17 protein-coding genes are annotated in these 14,880 nt (G+C 58.9%); 9 read left to right on the top strand and 8 right to left on the bottom strand.

Features of this window, described 5'->3' with window-relative positions:
• Window positions 1–57: 57 nt before the first annotated feature.
• Both C2E19_RS28815 and C2E19_RS28810 read left to right on the top strand, forming a co-directional pair.
• Entirely contained in the window at window positions 58–912 is an 855-nt protein-coding gene (locus C2E19_RS28815; protein WP_129396190.1) for a DMT family transporter, read from the top strand.
• Window positions 913–1,197: 285 nt separating this feature from the next.
• Entirely contained in the window at window positions 1,198–2,106 is a 909-nt protein-coding gene (locus C2E19_RS28810; protein WP_164979460.1) for a LysR family transcriptional regulator, read from the top strand.
• 56 nt (window positions 2,107–2,162) lie between these two features.
• Here the strand turns inward: C2E19_RS28810 and C2E19_RS28805 are convergent, their stop codons facing one another.
• Window positions 2,163–2,423 carry an accessory factor UbiK family protein gene (locus tag C2E19_RS28805; protein WP_129396040.1) on the bottom strand — a complete coding sequence of 87 codons (261 nt, stop codon included), beginning with the start codon at window positions 2,421–2,423 and terminating at the stop codon, window positions 2,163–2,165.
• Window positions 2,424–2,836: 413 nt separating this feature from the next.
• On the opposite strand from C2E19_RS28805, the gene glnK reads away from it, so the two are divergent.
• The 4 genes from glnK to sutA all read left to right on the top strand — a co-directional run bounded on the left by glnK (window position 2,837) and on the right by sutA (window position 5,620).
• Window positions 2,837–3,175, top strand: a complete 339-nt coding sequence (glnK, locus tag C2E19_RS28800) for a P-II family nitrogen regulator (RefSeq protein WP_002555808.1) — start codon at window positions 2,837–2,839, stop codon at window positions 3,173–3,175.
• A 38-nt stretch (window positions 3,176–3,213) separates the two neighbouring features.
• A complete protein-coding gene (locus C2E19_RS28795; RefSeq protein ID WP_064116402.1) occupies window positions 3,214–4,551 on the top strand; it encodes an ammonium transporter in 1,338 nt (445 codons plus the stop codon).
• Window positions 4,552–4,766: 215 nt separating this feature from the next.
• A complete protein-coding gene (locus C2E19_RS28790; protein WP_129396039.1) occupies window positions 4,767–5,192 on the top strand; it encodes a secondary thiamine-phosphate synthase enzyme YjbQ in 426 nt (141 codons plus the stop codon).
• 101 nt (window positions 5,193–5,293) lie between these two features.
• Window positions 5,294–5,620 carry a transcriptional regulator SutA gene (gene sutA, locus C2E19_RS28785; protein WP_007920420.1) on the top strand — a complete coding sequence of 109 codons (327 nt, stop codon included), beginning with the start codon at window positions 5,294–5,296 and terminating at the stop codon, window positions 5,618–5,620.
• A 143-nt stretch (window positions 5,621–5,763) separates the two neighbouring features.
• On the opposite strand, the gene C2E19_RS28780 is transcribed toward sutA, so the two are convergent.
• The 6 genes from C2E19_RS28780 to C2E19_RS28755 are packed head-to-tail and all read right to left on the bottom strand — an operon-like array spanning window position 5,764 to window position 10,367.
• Window positions 5,764–6,462 (bottom strand): HAD family hydrolase, encoded by a 699-nt coding sequence (locus tag C2E19_RS28780; RefSeq protein ID WP_129396038.1) that lies wholly within the window; start codon window positions 6,460–6,462, stop codon window positions 5,764–5,766.
• Window positions 6,459–7,358, bottom strand: coding sequence for a tyrosine recombinase XerC (xerC, locus tag C2E19_RS28775; RefSeq protein ID WP_129396037.1), 900 nt, complete (start codon window positions 7,356–7,358; stop codon window positions 6,459–6,461). The genes C2E19_RS28780 and xerC overlap by 4 nt, the downstream gene beginning before the upstream one ends.
• Window positions 7,359–7,360: 2 nt before the next feature.
• A complete protein-coding gene (locus tag C2E19_RS28770) occupies window positions 7,361–8,086 on the bottom strand; it encodes a DUF484 family protein (RefSeq protein WP_129396036.1) in 726 nt (241 codons plus the stop codon).
• Window positions 8,087–8,099: 13 nt separating this feature from the next.
• Window positions 8,100–8,930, bottom strand: a complete 831-nt coding sequence (gene dapF / locus C2E19_RS28765; RefSeq protein ID WP_129396035.1) for a diaminopimelate epimerase — start codon at window positions 8,928–8,930, stop codon at window positions 8,100–8,102.
• A 3-nt stretch (window positions 8,931–8,933) separates the two neighbouring features.
• Window positions 8,934–10,181: a diaminopimelate decarboxylase gene (lysA, locus tag C2E19_RS28760; protein ID WP_129396034.1), complete on the bottom strand. Its 1,248-nt coding sequence runs from the start codon at window positions 10,179–10,181 to the stop codon at window positions 8,934–8,936.
• A 9-nt stretch (window positions 10,182–10,190) separates the two neighbouring features.
• Window positions 10,191–10,367 (bottom strand): lipoprotein, encoded by a 177-nt coding sequence (locus tag C2E19_RS28755; protein ID WP_129396033.1) that lies wholly within the window; start codon window positions 10,365–10,367, stop codon window positions 10,191–10,193.
• A 317-nt stretch (window positions 10,368–10,684) separates the two neighbouring features.
• On the opposite strand from C2E19_RS28755, the gene cyaY reads away from it, so the two are divergent.
• From cyaY to rnk, 3 genes are all read left to right on the top strand, one after another.
• Window positions 10,685–11,017, top strand: coding sequence for an iron donor protein CyaY (gene cyaY / locus C2E19_RS28745; protein ID WP_007911100.1), 333 nt, complete (start codon window positions 10,685–10,687; stop codon window positions 11,015–11,017).
• 4 nt (window positions 11,018–11,021) lie between these two features.
• On the top strand, window positions 11,022–11,243 hold the full coding sequence (locus C2E19_RS28740) for a DUF1289 domain-containing protein (protein WP_129396031.1): 222 nt from the start codon (window positions 11,022–11,024) through the stop codon (window positions 11,241–11,243).
• Window positions 11,244–11,464: 221 nt separating this feature from the next.
• Window positions 11,465–11,884, top strand: coding sequence for a nucleoside diphosphate kinase regulator (gene rnk, locus C2E19_RS28735; protein WP_129396030.1), 420 nt, complete (start codon window positions 11,465–11,467; stop codon window positions 11,882–11,884).
• Between the two features lie 7 nt (window positions 11,885–11,891).
• On the opposite strand, the gene C2E19_RS28730 is transcribed toward rnk, so the two are convergent.
• Entirely contained in the window at window positions 11,892–14,735 is a 2,844-nt protein-coding gene (locus tag C2E19_RS28730; protein WP_129396029.1) for a class I adenylate cyclase, read from the bottom strand.
• Window positions 14,736–14,880 lie beyond the last annotated feature (145 nt).

Raw genomic sequence — 14,880 nt, 5'->3', positions numbered from 1 at the left:
AGTCTATTTTGCGGCTGGAACTGGATCCAATAAAAAGGACTTGCTGTGGACATATTGATGGGCTTTGTTGCTGCTTTGTTTTGGGGGGGAACAGACTTCCTGGTCGGATTGAACGCCAGGGCCGTAGGTGTCAAGCGAGCCGTTTTTTTTGGTCAGGCACTCGGCTTCATTTTGATGAGTGCGCTATTGCTCATCTACCCAGCCTACCTCGTCAAATCGTTGTCCGCACCGGTACAAGTCTGGGTCTTGGGGGGCATAGCCGCCATATTCACGGTCGCAGGAGCGCTGGCGCTGTCAAAGGCGTTCGCTTTGGGCAAGGCTGCAATCGTTGCGCCACTCGTCACCTCTTACGGCGTATTCACAACTGCCTTGGCATGGGCGAGCGGTGACATCATTGTGCTCACTCAGTTTGTGGGTATCGGGGTTTGCGTGATTGGTGTTCTACTCACCAGTGCACATGACAGTGCCGAAGGTGAATTAAAGCGCAAGAACAAGGCGTCAATCATTTATGGACTGCTTGCGGCCATCCTGTATGGCACAAGTTTCTGGATTCAAGGTAAATATACGCTGCCATCGTTAGGTCCTATTACCATGTTGTGGCTGGGTTATGCAGTGGGCTTGTTTATCCTGTTCTTTATGGTGTTGAAAATCGACTCAGGCTTGAAACTGCCACCGGCCAAAAGTTTTGGCACGTTGACCAGCGCGAGCTTGTTGAATCTGGGTGGTTTTTCGGCGTTCTCATTTGGCGCCATTCACGGCTCAGTGTCCGTGGTGACAGTTATCAGTACTTTGTCAGGAGGCATCGCCGCGGTGTTGGGATACCTTTTCTTCAAAGAGCGACTGTTACCCATTCAGGTGAGTGGCATCTGCCTGGTGTTGGTAGGGGCTGTTATTCTTCACTTGTTTCATTGATTTTTTTTCAAGGAGCAATGCAAACGTTTGCGAGTGGTAAAAACACAATTCGGTCTGAGAATAGGCCGGCATTGAAAGAATTGTCTCCTGTTGTTCGTTAGCCTGCGACAGGGGGCGGGACTTAAAATAATAAAGATGATAGTTGTTTGTTGAAAGTTGTCAGCCGACGAAGACTTCGTCATTGTCATTTACTGTCTATAGTTATGACTGAATACCTGTGCCGTGCTCATGGTTTTTCAGTCTAGAGATAATAAAACATCTTCCCGAAGGATTGAGAATAACTATATGCATAAGGGTCATATCGACATGCTGCCCTGCATGGCTGCGTTCGCAGTTGTTGTTGAAACGGGTAGCTTTATTGATGCTTCCACTAAACTTGGTGTGTCAGCTTCAGCCGTGAGTCGACAGATTTCAAAGTTGGAAGAAGCGTTGTCAATGCGTTTGTTGGAGCGTAGTACCCGTCAGCTGAAAGTCAACGAAGATGGCGTAAAGATATACTCTCATTGCCGAGCGCTACTACACTCGTCGTCGAGAGTCTTCGAGCTGAAGGAAGAGTTGGTACGTCCGCAGGGACTTATCAGGATTTCTGCGCCGAAGATGATGAATAATATCTGCAATCAACTGATGCCGGAGTTTCTGAAAAAATACCCGGATATCAACGTTCAATTCATATTTGATAATTCGGAGTTGAACCTCATTTCCAACGAAATTGATCTGAGTATCCGGATTACTGATTCACCGCCCTTGGGCTTGATCGGGCGCAAGCTGTTCAAAGTCGGCTACACCCTCTGCGCGTCGCCCGACTATATCGCCGAGCGTGGGATACCGCTTCACCCAGCAGAGTTGGCCGAGCACAGCTGTATTGTCATGGCCGATAATCTGGAAGGCGAAAAATGGGAGTTCGTTAACGGTGGCGACAGGGTTCAAATCAGTGTGCGCGGACGTTACTGTTCAAATGACAGTGAGGCCGTTCTCGAAGCAACCATGAGTGACTTGGGTATTGCCTGTGTTCCGTCGGCAATCGCTGAGCAGGCGCTGAGGGACAAACGTCTGTATTCGGTTCTGCCAAACTGGCGTTATTCGGGCGCATCGCAAGGCATGGCCTGGTTGCTGTATCAGCCGAACCGGCATGGTTCGCAGAAGCTGAAGGTCATGGTCGACTACTTGCTTGCCAAGCTCTACTGCATCAACTGAACTGACCGCTTTCTGTCCCCGCATCGAAACTTGACGCGGGGCAGATCGGCCGCCTGTTATTGCTCAGGGGCAGTCAGCTTCGCTTCCAGCTCAGCGACTTTCGCTTCAAGGCTTTCCAGCCGTGCGCGGGTGCGCGCCAACACCACCATCTGGCTATCAAACTCTTCACGGCTGACCAGGTCGAGTTTGCTGAAGGCACTCTGCAGCAGCATCTTGACCTGGCTTTCGATTTCGGCTTTCGGCAGCGGGGTGTCGCCGGTGAACAGGCGGGAGGCGGTGCCGCTCAGGGCGTCGAGGAAGTCTTTGGGCGCGAGCATGGTGGATGTCCTGGAAACAATGGCCGGCAGTGTATCACGCAGTGTCTATAGTCAATCTCGCGGTCAGGGATGCACGCTTTTCGCGCAGGCGGACGGACGGCGACGCACCGTTGTTGTGCGTATCCGCACGGCCTTTTGCACGAGATGGCTTGCGGCAGCGGCCAAGGGATTGAAATCAGAGGTTTTTGGCGAGATGGCAAGCTTTCTGCTTAGTCACCTTCGACCCATGCACTGATGCAGTCGCTGTGACGAATGCAGTGCGGCAGACGAAGCGGGGAGTTTCGTCAGCAGCGGTTAGCTGGCGTCAGTCGGGCAGGTAAGGCCGACGATGCGTTACAAAGCCAGGCACTGCGCTTAGACTTGAGTCGGGTTTGTTTTCCTGGGGCAAGTCCACCAATTCGGGAGAGAGTTTCATGAAGCTAGTCACTGCCATCATCAAGCCGTTCAAGTTGGACGACGTGCGCGAGTCGCTGTCCGAAATCGGCGTGCAGGGCATTACCGTTACTGAAGTCAAAGGCTTCGGCCGGCAGAAGGGTCACACCGAGCTGTATCGCGGCGCGGAATATGTGGTCGATTTTCTGCCCAAGGTGAAAATCGACGTGGCCATCGACGACAAGGATCTGGATCGGGTTATCGAGGCGATAACCAAAGCGGCCAACACCGGCAAGATCGGTGACGGCAAGATCTTCGTGGTGAATCTGGAACAGGCGATTCGCATCCGTACCGGCGAAACCGATACCGACGCGATTTAACCGCCGCCACAAACCCCAACGCCCCAGGAGAAAACAATATGACTCTGCGTAAATTCGCAGGGCTAGGAGCCCTGTTGTCTATCGTAATGCCCGGCCTTGCTATGGCGGCAGACGAAGTGGCGGCCCCGGTCCTCAATTCCGGCGACACTGCCTGGATGCTCACCTCGACAGCCCTCGTGCTGTTCATGACCATCCCGGGCCTGGCGCTGTTCTACGGCGGCATGGTTCGCTCGAAAAACATTCTTTCCGTGATGATGCAGTGCTTCGCCATTACCGGTCTGATCAGCGTCCTGTGGGTCATTTATGGCTACAGCATCGCGTTCGACACCACCGGCATGGAGCAGGGCGTCGTCAACTTCAATTCTTTTGTCGGCGGTTTCGGCAAGGCGTTCCTCGCCGGCATCACGCCAGCCAGCCTGACCGGGCCTGCGGCGTTGTTCCCCGAGGCGGTATTCGTCACCTTCCAGATGACCTTCGCGATCATCACCCCGGCGCTGATCGTCGGTGCGTTCGCCGAGCGGATGAAGTTCTCCGCGATGCTGATCTTCATGGGCATCTGGTTCACCCTGGTTTACGCACCGATTGCCCACATGGTCTGGTCCGGTAACGGCGGCCTGCTGTGGGACTGGGGCGTGCTCGACTTCGCAGGCGGCACCGTGGTGCACATCAACGCCGGTGTGGCCGGTCTGATCTGCTGCCTGGTGTTGGGCAAGCGCAAAGGCTTCCCGACCACGCCGATGGCTCCGCACAATCTTGGTTACACCTTGATGGGCGCAGCGATGCTGTGGGTCGGCTGGTTCGGCTTCAACGCCGGTTCCGCTGCAGCCGCCAACGGCACCGCCGGCATGGCGATGCTGGTGACCCAGATCGCTACCGCTGCGGCGGCACTGGGCTGGATGTTTGCCGAGTGGATCACTCACGGCAAACCTAGCGCACTGGGTATCGCTTCGGGTGTGGTTGCCGGTCTGGTAGCGATCACTCCGGCTGCTGGCACCGTGGGCCCGATGGGCGCACTGGTGATCGGTCTGGCCGCAGGCGTGGTGTGCTTCTTCTGCGCCACCACGCTGAAACGCAAACTCGGTTATGACGATTCCCTGGATGCGTTCGGCGTGCACGGTATCGGCGGTATCCTCGGCGCGATCCTTACCGGTGTCTTCGCTGCACCGTCGCTGGGCGGCTTCGGCACCGTGACCGACATCGCCGCACAAGTGTGGATTCAGTGCAAAGGCGTCGGTTTCACTGTCATCTACACGGCGATCGTTACCTTCATCATCCTCAAGGTCCTCGACGCCGTCATGGGTCTGCGTGTGACCGAGGAAGAAGAGTCGGTCGGCCTCGATCTGGCACAACACAACGAACGCGGCTACAACCTGTAAGTACGCGTAGCAAAAAAATTGCCCGGCTTGCCGGGCATTTTTTTGTCCGGGATTTGTCATTGAAGTGAAGGCTGAAAGGATTTTTCCTACGGCTTTGGTCGTGTTTACGGCGGGCGTTTTTCTGCGGCCAATGGCTTACATCATTGCAGGAATATTAGGGCCTTTGTTTTTTCCCAGAGCGCGCTAGAATGCGCCCCGAACGTGCGGAGAACTGTATGTGGCAACAGACTCTGATAACCCTGCGGGCACGGCCCCGGGGCTTTCATCTGGTAACGGACGAGTTGATCAAAGGCCTGCCTGAACTCAGGGCGTGCCGGGTCGGACTGTTGCATTTGTGGCTGCAGCACACCTCGGCGTCGTTGACCATCAACGAGAACGCCGATCCGGCGGTCCGTCGCGACTTCGAACGATTTTTCAATCGTCTGATCCCACAAGGAACAGACGGCTATGAGCATAACGACGAAGGCCTGGACGACCTCCCGGCGCACTTCAAGGCCAGCGTGCTTGGTTGCCAGATCAGTCTGCCGGTTTCGGCAGGTCGGCTGGCACTGGGGACTTGGCAAGGCGTTTATCTGGGCGAGCACCGTGATCATGGCGGTGCCCGAAAAGTCCTCGCCACCTTGCACGGTGAAGGGGCATAACCGCTGGTCAGCAGCGGTTAACGATTTTTTAACGGCGACTTTCGACAGTTGCCAAAGCTGGTCTATAACTAATCTGCTTTTCGCAAGTCATGAGGTAGAACATGAGCGACGATGATCTGGAAAACGACGACCTCGAAGTAGGCGACGAAGACGAGGCCGAGGAAGGCCTGGAAGCAGCAGCGGAAGACGTTGCTGATGACGATGGTGGCGACGATACGCCGGCTCCGGCTGCCAAAGGCAAAGCCAAGGCTGCGGTGTCGGTAGACGAGTTGCCGAGCATTGAAGCCAAGAACAAGGAACGCGACGCCCTGGCCAAGGCCATGGAAGAGTTCCTGTCGCGCGGCGGCAAGGTTCAGGAAGTGGAGGCCAATGTGGTCGCCGATCCTCCGAAGAAGCCGGACAACAAGTACGGTAGCCGCCCTATCTGAGGCGTGCCGCTTGCTTGCTGAAAAAGCCCGCCGTCGCTGCGGGCTTTTTCATGGGTGATGAGAAGATCAAAAGATCGCAGCCTTCGGCAGCTCCTACATTGGAATGCGTTTCCCTGTAGGAGCTGCCGCAGACTGCGATCTTTTCAGCGGTTCCAGCGTGCAAGCACGGCTGGCAAGTCGCTGAGGTTACGGATTTCGGCATCCGGCAGACGGTCCGCTTCCCACGGTTTACCCGCCGGGTTGAACCAGATCGCCCGCATCCCGGCCTGCTGCGCCCCGGCGATGTCATCGCCCGGATGATCACCGATGTGCACGGCGGTTTCGGCGGTGGCGCCACCGCGCTGCAACGCTTCGTGAAACAGTCGCGCATCCGGTTTGGCGATGCCAATATCTTCCGCGCACAGCGCAAACTTGAAGTAATCCGCCAGACCCAAACGGCCTACATCGGCATTGCCATTGGTGACTACGCCAAGGGCATAGTGATTGGCAAGAATCTCCAGCACCGGTTCTACTTCAGGAAACACTTCGATCTGATGTCGCGCATGCAGAAACACTTCAAAACCCTTGTCTGCCAAGTCGGTGGCTTCGCCATGGGCATATCCAGCGTCTTCCATCGCATGAAACAAAACACGTCGACGTAGCGCGCTAATCCGATGTTTCAGCCCCGGTTCGCTAGCCAATACACGCTCACGAATTGCCCACAAATGCTCCACCGGCACCGCGCCCAGATTTGGCGCGTGTTCGCTCAGCCATTCGCGCAATACCGCTTCGGCGCTGACGATTACCGGAGCGGTGTCCCAGAGGGTGTCGTCGAGATCGAAGGTGATCAACTGGATGCTCATGAATCGTCGCCTTTCATGCGTTTGGCCCGTGGGTGGGCGCTGTCGTAGACCGCCGCCAGGTGCTGGAAGTCCAGGTGGGTGTAGATCTGCGTGGTCTTGATGTCGGAGTGGCCGAGCAATTCCTGCACCGCGCGCAGATCCTGCGAGGATTCGAGCAAATGGCTGGCGAAGGAATGCCGCAGCATGTGCGGGTGCAGGTTCTGCCCCAGTTCGCGTTCGCCGGCCAGTTTGACCCGCACCTGAATCGCTCGCGGGCCGAGGCGCCGACCTTGCTGGCTGACGAACACGGCGTCATCCGCCGGATTGGCCATCGCGCGCAACGGCAACCATTGTTCGATTGCTTCGCGGGCCTTTTTGCCGACCGGCAGCAGACGGGTTTTACTGCCTTTGCCGAGCACTTGAACCATGCCATCGGCGAGGTCGAGCTGATCGAGATTGAGCCCGGTCAGTTCGGAAAGGCGCAGGCCGGAAGAATAGAACAGCTCAAGAATCGCCTGATCGCGCCGCGCGAGAAAATCATCTTCTACCGCACCTTCGAGCAGTTGCAGCGCACGGTCAGTGTCGAGGGTTTTCGGCAGGCGGCGCTCGCCTTTCGGGGGGGCCAGACCGGTCGCCGGATCATGGTCGCAAAGACCTTCACGATTCAGATAGTGATAGAGCCCGCGCACCGCCGAGAGCAGTCGGGCGAGGCTGCGCGAGGACTGCCCTTGCGCATGCAAGCGAGCAATCAGGCTGCGCAGGCGCTGAATGTCCAGCGCAGACCAACTGCCGATGTTTTGTTTGACGCACCAGCCGAGAACTTTATCGAGGTCGCGGCGGTAGGCCGACAGCGTGTGCGGCGACACCTGTCGCTCACTGCGCAGGTGTTCGCAGTAAGCGTCCAGTTGCCGTTCCATGCTCAGCGTACCGAGCGCAGGGAGCTGTTGACCCGTGGCAGCACGCGGCCCATGACTTCGGCGATGTAGCTGAGGAACAGCGTACCGACCGAACTCTTGTAGTGCTGCGGGTCACGGCTGGCGATCGCCAGGATGCCGTGGATACCTTCATGGCTGACTGCGACGACGGCAGTGGAGCCGATCTGCTTGCGCTGTTCTTCACCGAAGAGGAAGTCCAGTTCGTGCTCACGCAGGCTGCCGCTGACGCTTTTGCCCTCAGTGAGCAGGCCGCCGATGGCGACCTGGGCGTCGGCGTGGCTGACCCAGCGCCCGACCGGCGCCGGGTTGTCGCCGAGCAGGATCAGGCTGACAAAAGGCACCTGAAAATCCTGACGCAGACTGTCTTCGACGCTAATCACCACGTCTTCCAGGCTGGCGGCGTCCATCAGGGCGAGGATCAGGCGACGGGTCTTGTCGAACAGGCGATCGTTGTCGCGGGCGACATCCATCAACTGTGAGAGGCGATGACGCATCTCGATATTGCGGTCGCGCAGAATGGTCATCTGCCGCTCGACCAGCGAAACGGTGTCACCGCGTTGGTGAGGAATGCGCAGGGCGGGCAGCAGTTCTTCGTGCTCGACGAAGAAGTCCGGATGCGCCTCGAGGTATGCGGCAACCGCTGCCGCCTCGAGGCTCTCGGACGCTGATTCGTCGGACTGTCGGGCGGGTACCTGAGGCTTATCGGTCATGGTTTCTGCTCACTCAAAGACGTACTTGTCCTTCGTATACACGAACTGCCGGACCGGTCATCAGTACCGGTTGGCCAGGGCCTGCCCATTCAATGGACAGGCGCCCGCCAGGCAGGTCGATCAATAGCGGCGAATCCATCCACCCCTGGCTGATCGCGGCGACAGCCGCTGCACACGCGCCGGTGCCGCAGGCCTGGGTTTCCCCGGCGCCACGTTCCCACACGCGCAATTGCGCACGATTACGGTCGATGACCTGGAGGAAACCGACATTGACCCGCGCCGGGAAGCGCGGATGGTGTTCGATTTTAGGCCCCAGGTCATGCACCGGTGCACTGTTGATGTCCTGTACGCGCAGCACCGCATGCGGGTTGCCCATCGACACAGCGGCGAGTTCGACCGTGGTGCCGTCGACTTCCAGCTGATAGCTGATGGCCTGCGCTGGCGCCTGGAACGGAATATCCGCCGGCACCAGACGCGGGGCGCCCATGTTCACGCCGATCTGGCCGTCGTTACGCACATCCAGTTCGATGATGCCGCCCTTGGTCTCGACGCGAATCTGCCGTTTCGCGGTCAGACGCTTGTCGAGCACGAAGCGCGCAAAGCAGCGTGCACCGTTGCCGCACTGCTCAACTTCCGAGCCGTCGGAGTTGAAGATCCGATAGCGGAAATCTACATCCGGGTTGCTCGGCGCCTCGACGATCAGCAACTGGTCGAAACCGATGCCGGTGTGGCGGTCGCCCCATTGCTTGGCGTGCTTTGGCTGAATATGCGCGTGCTGGCTGACCAGGTCGAGAACCATGAAGTCATTGCCCAAGCCGTGCATTTTGGTAAAACGCAGCAGCATGGGTTACTCCGGCAGCAGGCTTTCGCCGGCAAACAGCTCGGCCACGGTTTCGCGGCGGCGCACTTCAAATACCTTGTCACCGTCTACCAGCACTTCGGCAGCACGGCCGCGAGTGTTGTAGTTGGAACTCATCACAAAACCGTAGGCGCCGGCCGAATGCACGGCCAGCAGATCGCCTTCGGCCAATGCCAGTTCGCGGTCCTTGGCGAGGAAGTCACCGGTTTCGCAGATCGGGCCGACGATGTCGTATTTGCGCGCAGCGGTGTCACGCGGCTTGACCGCGGTAACGTCCATCCACGCCTGATACAGCGCCGGGCGGATCAGGTCGTTCATCGCCGCGTCGACGATGGCGAAGTCTTTGTGCTCAGTGTGCTTGAGGTACTCGACCTGAGTCAGCAGCACGCCGGCGTTGGCAACGATGAAACGGCCCGGCTCGAACACCAGCGCCAGATCACGACCGTTCAGACGCTCGCGCACAGCCTTGATGTAATCGGCAGCCAAAGGCGGCTCTTCATCACGATAACGCACACCCAAACCACCACCGAGATCGATGTGGCGCAGGTGAATGCCGCAATCGCCAAGACGATCGACCAGATCCAGCAGACGGTCGAGCGCATCGAGGAATGGCGGCAGCGTGGTCAGTTGCGAACCGATGTGGCAGTCGACACCGACCACTTCCAGGTTCGGCAGATGCGCGGCGCGTACGTACACGTCTTCGGCGTCGGCGATGGCGATGCCGAACTTGTTCTCTTTGAGACCGGTGGAAATGTACGGGTGGGTGCCGGCATCGACGTCCGGGTTCACGCGCAGCGATACCGGTGCACGAACGCCCAGCTCGGCGGCGACTACTTGCAGGCGCTCGAGCTCGTCGGTGGATTCGACGTTGAAGCAGTGCACGCCGACTTCCAGCGCACGACGCATGTCGTCACGGGTCTTGCCGACGCCGGAGAAAACGATCTTGTCAGGGCTACCGCCAGCGGCGAGTACGCGTTCCAGCTCGCCACGGGAAACGATGTCGAAACCGGCGCCGAGACGGGCCAGGACATTCAGTACGCCAAGGTTGGAGTTGGCTTTGACCGCAAAGCAGACCAGGTGCGGCATGCCGGCCAGCGCATCGGCAAAGGCCAGATACTGAGCTTCGATGTGCGCGCGCGAGTAAACGTAGGTAGGCGTGCCGAAGCGGTCGGCAATGGCGCAGAGCGCCACACCTTCCGCGAACAGTTCGCCGCCACGGTAGTTAAAAGCGTCCATGGCGATCCCTTATTGGTAAACGTCGTGCTTGTGCGCCTTGGAGGCAGGTTGTTGTTGCGACGATTTGGCTTGCTCGGCCGGGTCCTGGCTGTCATCCGGCAGGTACAGCGGGCCTTTTTGACCGCAGGCCGAAACAAGGCAGGCAACCGCGACGAGCGCAGCAAGGGAAGAGATCAGGCGCTTCATGGCGAAATCCTTGAAAATGCGTTAATTGCGCCGGAGTATACCGGCCACCCGGCAGCTTGCCTATGTGATGCCCCTCCCGTCCGGCGGGGCTTGCTGCAGACGCACAAACCCCTGTGGGAGCGGGCTTGCTCGCGAAAGCGCTGGTTCAGGCGGCAAATATCTTGGATGTGCCGGCCTCTTCGCGAGCAAGCCCGCTCCCACAGGTACGGTGTCTGCAGTGCCATTGAGGTGCTTGGTCGTTATTCTTTGCAATCAGTGAGGCGCGTCCGTATCTTTCGGCGCTTGAGCCTGATCAGACATTTTTTGAGGTTGCCGCAATGAGTTTGTCCGAAGCCCGTTTCCACGATCTGGTCGATGAAACCCAGGAAAAACTGGAAGACATCTTTGACGAAAGCGACCTGGATATCGACATGGAGAACTCGGCCGGTGTGCTCACCGTCAAGTTCGAAAACGGCTCGCAGCTGATCTTCAGTCGTCAGGAGCCGCTGCGTCAGCTGTGGCTGGCGGCGGTGTCCGGTGGTTTCCACTTCGACTACGATGAAGAAAGCGAGCGCTGGATGTGCGACAAGAGCGAAGAGCAATTGGGCGAAATGCTCGAGCGCATCGTCAAGCAGCAGGCCGGCGCCGAATTCGATTTCGAAGGTCTGTGATTCCGTGACTGACACCGCTCCCGTTCGTCCGCCGAAGCCGCTTTACAGCAACATCAGCCCGGCCGTGCCTTCGCCGTGCAGCGGCGTGTGCCGACTGGACGAACAGAAGGTTTGCCTGGGCTGCTTCCGGCATGTCGAGGACATCCGCGAATGGCGCTCGGCGGACGATCAGCGCCGCCGGGTCATCTGCGCCCAGGCCGCAGAACGCCGCAACTCCTCAATGTAGGAGCTGCCGAAGGCTGCGATCTTTTGATCTTGAATCTTTAAAAGCAAAGATCGCAGCCTGCGGCAGCTCTTACAGGGGTGGCCGGGTGGGTGGCTTGTATATTTTTTGAGCTGTGATAGTGTCCGCAGACGCCTCAAACCACCGAGGCACGGTGAAAACCCCGTCTTTTTTGGCGGGGTTTTGCTTTTTTTGTGTGCAGAAGAAAGGAGTCTGCCCGGATCATGACCGCACCTTCCATCACCCTTACCCGTCTGGACGTGCAACGTCTGGAGCGCCTGATCGACAGCCTGAACGAGAAAGATCAGGCTGCACCGGGCGTGATTGCGCTGCAAACCGAACTGGACCGCGCCGACACCGTGGTCGGCCACGATGAAGTGCCCGCCGATGTCGTGACCATGAATTCGCGCGTGCATTGCCGCGAAGAAGGCAGTGGCAAGGATTACCACCTGACGCTGGTCTATCCCAAGGATGCCAACGCTGACGAAGGCAAGATTTCCATTCTGGCACCGGTTGGCAGTGCGCTGCTGGGCCTGAAAGTCGGTCAGCACATCGACTGGCCAGCACCAGGTGGCAAGACCCTCAAGCTGACCTTGCTCGAAGTCGAGTCGCAGCCGGCCAACGGCGGTGATTTCCGCGAGTAAGCCCGCCTCAGACCTGTTCGAGTGCCTCGTTCAGAGCGCGCTCCAGGTCAGCCTTGTAGCGCAGATACAGATTGCTTGAACTTTGCCCGTCACCGAGCAGGCCCGAAAGGTCGAGGTCGGTGATGTAGCAGCGATAGCGTTCGCTTTCGCGGCGCTGCTCGACGATCTCCCTGGCGACCACGCTGAACAGCTGGTCGCCATGTTCCAGCTCGCTGAATTCCCGTTGATTGCAATACAAGGTGACTTGCACTTCCCCCGGTGCGGCTTTGCCGACGATCGCCTGCACGTCATAAAACGGCTTGTTCACCGGCGTCTGCGGTGCTGGTCGCGCTTCGACCCGGCGCGCACGCCCCGGGCCGGAAGGCAATAACTGGTAATACAAAGTTTCGAGGCGACCCTCGGGGCCGGCGTCCATCGGCAGCACGGCTTCGCGGCGGAACAGGATCGATTGCAAAAAGCGCTGCAGCGGTACCAACAAACTCTGTTCATCGTGGTACGGCAATTGTTGCAGCCACAACGCGTTGAACTCATCCAGCACATACAGCTCGGCCTGCTGCTCGGTGATGCGGTAGAACACCTGAATGCATTCCGGCTGACCCATCGGCAGGATCAGCGCGAGGTCGTGTTCTTCCAGCGCCATCGGGTCCAGGTGCAGCGGGCTGTAGCGCGGCTGTTCTTCGCCGAGGTAATCGAGCAGCGCCGGCAGGGTGGCGAGGGCAACGTGGTTGACCTGGCCCGGCACCAACTCCAGCACGTGATAGTGCTGCTGCACCTGGATCAGGTAGCGGTGATTCAAGTCGCTGAGCAACAGGTTCTGCGCGGTATCGACGATTTCCTCGACGCGCCGGGCAATGAATTGCGCGCGGTTGTGGCAGAAGCAACGCACCTTAAGCGACGGCTGCAACGGCCCGCGTGGCAGGTTGTTGAGGTAATCGCGCAGGCAGTCGAGCAGGGCGTGCGGCCCGTCGAAGCGGTTGACCAGCACTTCATTCCAGCTGTTGAGCGTGACCTGATCCAGCGTCAGCACCAGATTTTCGCGTACACCGGCGTAGCTCAGCGAGTCCGTGCGCTCGGTGGTCATCAGGATGTTCAGGTCGCGGTGATGCTTGAGCGGGTCGACACCGACGTTGACCAGTATCAGCACTTCGCTCGGCACGGCGGCGCGCAGCAGCGGCTCTTCGGACACGGTGGGCAAGGGCAGGGCGATGCACTGTTGCAGGCTGCCGAGCAGGTTGAACAACTCGAACTCACTCAGGTCGCTGGTGCCGGGATGCAGCGCCAGGCGGGTGCTGCTGTCGATCACGCCGTTGCGATGGCACCAGGTCAGCAGTTCGAGCAACTCGCGGCTGCGCTTGATCGGCGCGAAGTGTTCCCACTCCTGCGCCGTGAGGCTGCCGTTGTACAGGCCCCACTGGGTTTGCCCCGGTTCCTTTTTGTTGCGCGACTGCACCAGCGTCAGGGTGTCTTCGGCCAGATCCGGGGCGATGCCGGGATTGATGAACTCGATCTTGTCGGCTTTGCGTTCGAAGGCGGCGTAGAGCCGGCGGCCGAGCACATTGAGGTCACGCTTGTTGATCAGGCTGACAGTCTGCTCGGTGCGGGCGAACTGGGTCAGGAAGCGATAGCTGTAGTTCAGTTCATTGACCAGTGCGCGGCGTTCGGCGCTGACCTGGCGGACTTTCCACTGGCTGCGACTGTCGAGCAGGGCCAGTTGCCGCTGATCCCAATGCCATTCGCCGGCCAGCTTTTCCAGCAGGGAGCGCTGCCAGCCCTGACTGCGGCTGGTGCCGGTCAGTTTGCGGTTGACCTTCAGATACAGGGCGCGGCGTACCAGTTCCAGCCTTTCCGGTTCATTACGCGCCGTCAGGTATTCCTCGATCCGGCGGTACACGACCATGTACGGATCCAGCTCGTCCAGATCCAGCTGATTGGCGAACACGGCTTTCTTGAAGCGCAGGCTCAGGCACTGAACCTGCGGGTGCTCGCTGGCATAGACCTCGGTCAGCAACAGTTTCAGCACCGATTTGTACGGCGATTCGATGCCCTTGAACAATTGCCACAAACCGGCGCCGATGAATTCCCCCGGTGGAATTGTCGCCAGATGGCCAAGGTCGAGGGTTTCGTCGGCGCGGATAAAACGCTTCGAGAGCAGGGTGTGGGTATAGAGGTCGTAGGCGTTCTCTTCGTAGACCGGTACCAGCCACCAGATCGGCGTACGTCCGGCGAGCCAGATCGCGGTGCGATAAAACTCGTCGAGCAGCAGATAGTGCTGAGTGGTTCCGCAGTTTTCCGAACTGAGCTGAGTGTCGCGTTCGCCTTTGACGAAGCGCACCGGGTCGATCAGGAAGAAATGCGCCTCGGCACCCTGGCTCGCCGCCCAGGTTTCGAGCAACTGACATTTTTTGCTCAATTCAGCGAGTTCGCTTTCGCTCAGGTCCGGCGCGTGACAAACCCACACGTCCATATCGCTCTGATCGGCCTGCGCCAGCGTGCCAAGGCTGCCCATCAGGAACAGGCCATGAATCGGTCGCGGCGGATTGCTGCCATGGCGCGGCTTGTAGGAAAACGAACGGGTCAGGCGCTGGGCTTCGGCAAGCGCGTTGGCATCCGGCTCATAATTGGACAGGCCGGCCGGCGTACTGCCCGAGACATACCCCGGTAACAGCGGATGATTGACGTGGAAGAACAGCGGCAGCAGCGTCAGTACGCCTTGCTGGCGCGTCGACAATCCTTCCAGTGCGCGGCCGAGGCGGCCTTCATTGAGTTTGAGAAAGCGCGCGCGCAGCTGGCTGAGTACCTTGCGGTCTATTCCCTCGTCCAGGTCGGGGCGGATTTCGTGGGTGCGCGTCATGTCAGCTCAAACCGGCTCGCAGGCACGGACGTAGAGGGTCTCGGAATGTCAGGCAGTTTAGCCTTAGCGCAGCGGGACTTTTAAGCTGATTTTGTTTTTTGACGTCAGATTTCTATCGTGCAGTGGCGGTTGACGCCCGGGCAGG

This window comes from Pseudomonas sp. DTU12.3 (genome assembly GCF_004124275.1).
GTDB lineage: Bacteria > Pseudomonadota > Gammaproteobacteria > Pseudomonadales > Pseudomonadaceae > Aquipseudomonas > Aquipseudomonas helmanticensis.
Note: the sequence above shows the minus strand (reverse complement) of the source record. Positions and strands in the feature narration are given on the sequence as shown.

What these genes read in the sequence shown, in the direction of transcription:
- C2E19_RS28795 (WP_064116402.1), top strand. Translation starts at nt 3,214, where the DNA reads ATGACTCTGCGTAAATTCGCAGGGCTAGGAGCCCTGTTGTCTATCGTA.
- lysA (WP_129396034.1), bottom strand. Translation starts at nt 10,181, where the DNA reads ATGGACGCTTTTAACTACCGTGGCGGCGAACTGTTCGCGGAAGGTGTG.
- rnk (WP_129396030.1), top strand. Translation starts at nt 11,465, where the DNA reads ATGACCGCACCTTCCATCACCCTTACCCGTCTGGACGTGCAACGTCTG.
- C2E19_RS28780 (WP_129396038.1), bottom strand. Translation starts at nt 6,462, where the DNA reads ATGAGCATCCAGTTGATCACCTTCGATCTCGACGACACCCTCTGGGAC.
- C2E19_RS28770 (WP_129396036.1), bottom strand. Translation starts at nt 8,086, where the DNA reads ATGACCGATAAGCCTCAGGTACCCGCCCGACAGTCCGACGAATCAGCG.
- dapF (WP_129396035.1), bottom strand. Translation starts at nt 8,930, where the DNA reads ATGCTGCTGCGTTTTACCAAAATGCACGGCTTGGGCAATGACTTCATG.
- C2E19_RS28755 (WP_129396033.1), bottom strand. Translation starts at nt 10,367, where the DNA reads ATGAAGCGCCTGATCTCTTCCCTTGCTGCGCTCGTCGCGGTTGCCTGC.
- xerC (WP_129396037.1), bottom strand. Translation starts at nt 7,358, where the DNA reads ATGGAACGGCAACTGGACGCTTACTGCGAACACCTGCGCAGTGAGCGA.
- cyaY (WP_007911100.1), top strand. Translation starts at nt 10,685, where the DNA reads ATGAGTTTGTCCGAAGCCCGTTTCCACGATCTGGTCGATGAAACCCAG.
- sutA (WP_007920420.1), top strand. Translation starts at nt 5,294, where the DNA reads ATGAGCGACGATGATCTGGAAAACGACGACCTCGAAGTAGGCGACGAA.
- C2E19_RS28805 (WP_129396040.1), bottom strand. Translation starts at nt 2,423, where the DNA reads ATGCTCGCGCCCAAAGACTTCCTCGACGCCCTGAGCGGCACCGCCTCC.
- glnK (WP_002555808.1), top strand. Translation starts at nt 2,837, where the DNA reads ATGAAGCTAGTCACTGCCATCATCAAGCCGTTCAAGTTGGACGACGTG.
- C2E19_RS28790 (WP_129396039.1), top strand. Translation starts at nt 4,767, where the DNA reads ATGTGGCAACAGACTCTGATAACCCTGCGGGCACGGCCCCGGGGCTTT.
- C2E19_RS28815 (WP_129396190.1), top strand. Translation starts at nt 58, where the DNA reads ATGGGCTTTGTTGCTGCTTTGTTTTGGGGGGGAACAGACTTCCTGGTC.
- C2E19_RS28730 (WP_129396029.1), bottom strand. Translation starts at nt 14,735, where the DNA reads ATGACGCGCACCCACGAAATCCGCCCCGACCTGGACGAGGGAATAGAC.
- C2E19_RS28810 (WP_164979460.1), top strand. Translation starts at nt 1,198, where the DNA reads ATGCATAAGGGTCATATCGACATGCTGCCCTGCATGGCTGCGTTCGCA.